Consider the following 5,662-nt stretch of genomic DNA (forward strand, 5'->3'; position numbering starts at 1 on the left):
TCCCCAGACCCAACTGTTGAGCAGGACTATGTGCGCGGAGCCCACCAGCCAGCAGAGAAAGATCACGCCGAGCCCGGAGAACACCTCCGCCGGCGCCGCCGGCCCGGCCCTGGTCACCGCGGGTGGCGCAGTGCTGTTCGGGCTGGCGCTGTGGCTGGGCGGGCGGCGGGTGGCCGGCTTCGTCATGGGGCTCCCGGGTGATCGCGCACGGCTGCTGGGCACTGTGGCGCTGCTCTTCCTGGTCGCCTGGTACACCGACGAGATCGGGCTCTACGCGGTCTTCGGCGCCTTCGCGGTCGGCGTGGTGATGCCGCACTCCGCGCAGACCGACAAGGTGGTCGACACGCTGACGCCGATCGCCGCGACGGTGTTCCTGCCGCTGTTCTTCACCTTCTCCGGGCTGCGCACCGAGTTCGCGCTGCTGGGCAACCCGGCAGTGCTCGGCTTCGCCGTCGCGTGCGTGGCCGTGGCGATCGTCGGCAAGTTCGGTGCCTGCTGGGGTGCGGCCCGGATGATGGGCGAGCCGAACCCGGTCGCGCTGCGCGTCGGCGCCCTGATGAACGCCCGTGGCCTGATGCAGCTGATCGCGCTGAACGTGGGGCTGGAGGCGGGCGTCGTGAACTCGTCGCTGTTCACCGTGCTGGTGCTGGTCGCGCTCGTCACGACAATCATGACGACGCCGCTGCTCAGCTGGATCGAGCGGCGCGAGGCGAGCGCTCCCGCATCTACACCGTCGCTCGTTCCCGCCGGAACCCCGTAGATTTATTGTTTGAGGAGACAAGCTTCACAACACATAGAGTGTTATCTATGTCACCATCCTTGTATGACTCGACTCCTGCTCGTCGAGGACGACTCTGAGCTCCGCGGGATGTTGGCTGAGGCCCTGACCGACGAGGGATACGTCGTCGACCAGGCCCCCGACGGCCAGCGCGGCCTCCACCTGGGGCTCACCCGGCCGTACGACGTGATGGTGATCGACCGGCTGCTCCCCGCCCTCGACGGGCTGGACCTGGTCGTCCGGCTGCGCTCCCGGGCGGTGGTCGCCCGGGCGCTGCTGCTGACCGCGCTCGGCACCGTCCAGGACCGGATCGCCGGCCTCGACGCGGGCGCCGACGACTACCTGACGAAACCCTTCGACCTGGACGAGCTGAGCGCCCGCATCCGGGCACTCTGCCGCCGGACCTCCGAGTCGACCGAGGTGCTGCGGCTCGGGCCTGGCCAGCTCGACCTCTCCGTGCGCGACGTCGTCCTGCCCGACGGCACCCGGATCGCCCTGTCCGCACGCGAGTTCGAGCTGCTGCGGGTGCTCGCGGCCCGACCGCACACCGTCCACTCCCGTTCCGAGCTGCGCAGCCGGGTCTTCGACGAGGCGGCCGCGGCGTCCCTGGTCGACACGTACGTCTACTACCTGCGGCGCAAGCTCGGTCGCTCGGTGATCCGGACCGTGCACGGCCTCGGCTACCGGCTGGGGACCCTGTGAGCTTCGAGGACACCATGCTGCGCCGGGCCCGGGTGCGGGTCAGCATGGTCGTCGGACTCACCGTCACGGCGCTGCTCGCCCTGGGCGCCGCCATCTCCTACGTCGCACTGCTGCACAGTCAGCACGAACAGATCGAACGGGAGCTCACCTACGGCGCGGTCCACGGCACCATCGACGGCCCGCCGGGCTGCAACTGGATCATCCTGTACGACGGCGGCACCATCGACTCGGGCCGCAACCCGCCACCCCCCGGTTTCCCACTGCGGTCCGCCATCGACGCGGTGGCCCTCGACCGTCAGGCTCGCAGCGACAGGGTCGACCGCAACGGCACCACCTACTACGTCCGCACACAGCCGCGCGGCACGGGCGTGGTGCAAGCGGTGTTCGACGCCCGCTTCCAGCTCTCCGACCGGCGTCACCTGCTCGCCGCCTTCCTCCTCGCCGCGATGGTCGGCCTCGCCGCGGCAGTGCTCACGGGCATCGTCGTCGGCCGCCGAGCGGTGGCACCGCTCGCCGAGGCGCTCAGCCGGCAACGCCGCTTCGTCGCCGACGCCAGCCACGAATTGCGCACCCCCATCGCCCACGTCCACACCCGCGCCCAGATCCTGGCCCGCCGCGCCGGCACCGACCGCGCCGACTACGACCGCCTGATCGAGACCACCCGCCGCCTCGGCGAGATCGTCGACGAGCTCCTGCTCTCCGCCCGCCTCGCCGCCACCCCGGCCGAACGGCAACCGTCCGAGCCCGTCAACCTGGCCCGCCTCGCTGCCGAGGCCATCGACTGCGAGGCCGACCGCGCCGCGGAGCAGGGCGTACAGGTGCACCTGACCGTCCCGGACACTCCGGTCCTGGTCCCCGGCGTCGCCTCGGCCCTGCGCCGCGTGGTCGGCGAACTGCTCGCCAACGCCCTCACCCACACCCCGACCGGCGGCCGCATCGACGTCACAGTGCGCACCTCCCGCCGCGACGCGGACCTGGTGGTCACGGACAGCGGAGCTGGCTTCGACCCCGCCGACGCGAACCGCCTCTTCGACCGCTTCCACCGCGGCGCCGGGGCCAAGGACCGGCGCTTCGGTCTGGGCTTGGCCCTCCTGCGCGAGGTGGTGACCAGCCACGGCGGGACGATCTCCACCGACAGCCGGCCCGGCGCCGGGGCGACCTTCACCGTCCGCCTACCGACGGCGGCGATGGCACAGCGCATCGACTAGGGTGCTTCGGGAGACCGCCCCCAGGAGGAGGAACCATTGTTCATCTTGGAGCTGTCCTTCGGCGATGAACCCGACCGGCTAGCCGCTCGGCCCAGGCACCGGGAACGTCTCCAGGCTCTGCATCAGGAGGGCCGCCTGGTCATGGCCGGGCCGTTCCCTGACGACTCCGGCGCGCTCCTGATCTTCGACGTCGCGGACGCCGAGACGCTCGCCGCGATCGTCGCCGAAGACCCCTATTACCGCACCCCCGGGGTGACGATCGTCAGCCAGCGGGAGTGGGCACCGATCGTCCGCTAGACGCCGATCGCGCCCGCGTGGTCGGTCCTGCCGGCGACCCGTGATGCCGAGGTCGGTGAGCGGAGCGCACGAGAGAATGAACCGCAACAAAATCAGCGGCCTAGCGGATGATCTCCGACTAAGCCGCTGACCTGCGGTGCAACAAGGTGGAGCCGAGGGGACTCGAACCCCTGACCCCCACACTGCCAGTGTGGTGCGCTACCAGCTGCGCCACGGCCCCTTGCTGTCGTCCCGGTCGCCCGGGCACTGGGAAACTATACACAGACCGGCCGGCATGGTCATCTCGCGGGGTCCCCCCGCCGTGCCGGGTCAGTTGAGCGCCACGTCCGGGGGGAAGTGGGCGACGGCGGCCATCATTCCGCCCTGCCGGCGCAGCACCATCGGCCACAGGTCGTCGGGTCGGTCGACGAAGGCGTCGCCCGGGAGCGCGTCCAGCACGAACCAGGAACCATCGGCGATCTCCTGCTCCAACTGGCCACCGCCCCAGCCCGAGTAGCCGGCGAAGACCCGGATGCCGCCAATGCCCTCCCGCAGCCGCTCCGGGTCGACCGAGAGGTCGATCGTGCCGACCGCTCCGGAGACCTGGTGGAAGCCCTTGAGCCGACGCATCGGGTGTCGCATGCGGGCGAGACAGATGGCCGAGTCGGGCTGCACCGGGCCACCCTCGAACAGCACCGCCGGATGCCGGGCCAGGTCACTCCAGTCGCCGAGCACGTCGGCCACCGGAACCTCAGTGGCGCGGTTCAGCACCACGCCGAGCGCACCGCCCGGCTCGTGGGCGACCAGCAGCACCACCGTACGGTCGAAGTTCGGGTCCTTGAGCGCCGGAGTCGCGACCAGCAGCCGCCCGGTCATCGACTCCATCGCTCGTCCGCCGATCGCCTGGCCCTCTCCCTGCATCCCACACACCCATCAACCGTGAGCCCGCGCCGGGGATCGGTCATCTGCCGGATCCGACCGGTGCGCCGGGATCGGCCGCGCTGTCAACGCCATGCCTGGCACCATAGCCTGCGTCCCCGGTGCTGGCTAAGGTCTGACCGGCAGGTGATCGGACAGTTAAGACGGAGATTCGACAGACCCGACGACGAACTTCCTGGTGATCGATGCTCTTGGTCACCGTCGGTGGAGAAACGCCCGAAAGGTCCGTCACATCCCGATAGATTCGGCTGATCGGGAGGGTGACAGTGGTCGTCAGTGCCCGCGACACGGAGGCGGGTGGCGATGGCAACGGTCCGGGATGCGACATACGACGTGCTCCGCACCCTCGGCATGACCACGGTCTTCGGCAACCCCGGCTCCACCGAGGAGCCGTTCCTCAAGGACTTCCCCGCCGACTTCCACTACGTCCACGCGCTGCACGAGGCGACCGCTGTGGCGATGGCCGACGGGTACGCCCAGGCCAGTGGAAATCCGGCGCACGTCAACCTGCACACCGGCCCGGGCACCGGCAACGGCATGGGCAACCTGGTCACCGCCTGGCACAACAAGACCCCGTTGATCGTCAGCGCCGGCCAGCAGACCCGGGAGATGCTGCTGCTCGAACCCCGCCTGGCCAACCGTCGACCCACCGAGCTTCCCCAGCCGTACGTCAAGTGGGCCTACGAGCCGGCCCGGGCGCAGGACATCCCCGCGGCGATGCTGCGGGCGTACGCGACGGCGGTGCAACCACCCGCCGGGCCGGTCTACCTCTCGCTGCCGATGGACGACTGGGCCCAGCCAGCCGACCCACCGCCCGCACCGCGTTCGGTGGCAACCCGGTTCGCACCGGACCCGGATCGGTTGGACGACTTCGCCCGGGTCCTCGCCGACAGTCGTAACCCGGTGCTGGTGTTCGGGCCCGGGGTGGACCGCTCCGGAAGCTGGTCGACAGCTGTCGCGCTGGCCGAGCGGTTGGCCGCACCGGTCTGGTCGGCGCCCGCCACCGAGCGGGCCGTGTTCCCCGAGGACCACAGCCACTTCCGCGGCGTGCTGCCGTACGCGATCGGTCCGCTGGCCGAGGCCCTGCGGGGGCACGACACGGTGCTGGTCGTCGGCGCTCCGGTGTTCCGCTACTACCCGTACGTACCGGGCGGGCACCTGCCCGACGGGGCGCGGCTGTTACACGTCACTGACGACCCGGACGAGGCCGCCCGCGCGCCGGTCGGGGACAGCCTCCTCGGCGACCCGGGGTTGACCCTGGCCGCGTTGATCGAACGGGTGCCCCCGGCCGACCGGCGACCGCCCGCGCCCCGGGAAGCGGCGGCAGCGCCCGAGATCACCGTTCCGCTGAGCGCCGACGCCCTGTTCGCCGCGCTGGCGGCGCACTGGCCGGCGGACGGCGTACTGGTCCAGGAGTCACCCTCCAACCTGTCCGCGCTGCGCCGCCAACTGAAGGTCAACCGTCCGGCGTCGTACTTCACGATGGCCAGCGGAGGCCTCGGCTACGGCCTGCCGGCCGCGATCGGCGTGGCCCTCGCCGAACGGGACGCCGGGCGTCAGCGACCAGTGGTGGCGGTGATCGGCGACGGCTCGTTCCACTACTCGGTGCAGGCGCTGTGGACCGCCGCGCGTCTCGCGCTGCCGGTGGTGGTCGTCGTCCCGGTACTTCGGCTTCAACGCCTTCTCGGTGCGGGAGCTCGCCGCCGGTCGGATCACCGAGGAGAGCTACTGGAACCGGCTGCGGGTGCTGTTCGCCGTG

The 5,662-nt window shown here is 70.9% G+C and carries 6 protein-coding genes and 1 tRNA gene; 5 read left to right on the forward strand and 2 right to left on the reverse strand.

Features of this window, described 5'->3' with window-relative positions:
• The 4 genes from ACWCO3_RS30465 to ACWCO3_RS30480 form a co-directional block, all read left to right on the forward strand.
• A partial coding sequence (locus ACWCO3_RS30465; protein WP_450013321.1) for a cation:proton antiporter occupies positions 1 to 760 on the forward strand: 760 nt, incomplete at its 5' end.
• Between the two features lie 63 nt (positions 761 to 823).
• On the forward strand, positions 824 to 1,480 hold the full coding sequence (locus tag ACWCO3_RS30470) for a response regulator transcription factor (RefSeq protein WP_145786439.1): 657 nt from the start codon (positions 824 to 826) through the stop codon (positions 1,478 to 1,480).
• A complete protein-coding gene (locus tag ACWCO3_RS30475; RefSeq protein ID WP_244312074.1) occupies positions 1,477 to 2,688 on the forward strand; it encodes a sensor histidine kinase in 1,212 nt (403 codons plus the stop codon). Before ACWCO3_RS30470 ends, ACWCO3_RS30475 begins: the two co-directional genes overlap by 4 nt.
• A 36-nt stretch (positions 2,689 to 2,724) precedes the next feature.
• Positions 2,725 to 2,985: a YciI family protein gene (locus ACWCO3_RS30480; protein WP_145786438.1), complete on the forward strand. Its 261-nt coding sequence runs from the start codon at positions 2,725 to 2,727 to the stop codon at positions 2,983 to 2,985.
• Positions 2,986 to 3,132: 147 nt separating this feature from the next.
• On the opposite strand, the gene ACWCO3_RS30485 is transcribed toward ACWCO3_RS30480, so the two are convergent.
• Both ACWCO3_RS30485 and ACWCO3_RS30490 read right to left on the reverse strand, forming a co-directional pair.
• A tRNA-Ala gene (locus ACWCO3_RS30485) sits at positions 3,133 to 3,205 on the reverse strand.
• 89 nt (positions 3,206 to 3,294) lie between these two features.
• Positions 3,295 to 3,885, reverse strand: coding sequence for a YqgE/AlgH family protein (locus tag ACWCO3_RS30490; protein ID WP_088986211.1), 591 nt, complete (start codon positions 3,883 to 3,885; stop codon positions 3,295 to 3,297).
• Positions 3,886 to 4,206: 321 nt separating this feature from the next.
• Between ACWCO3_RS30490 and mdlC the strand changes: the two genes are divergently transcribed.
• Positions 4,207 to 5,662 (forward strand): benzoylformate decarboxylase (mdlC, locus tag ACWCO3_RS30495; RefSeq protein WP_450013325.1); only part of this gene is annotated, 1,456 nt, incomplete at its 3' end.

Source organism: Micromonospora sp. NPDC002411 (genome assembly GCF_053592955.1).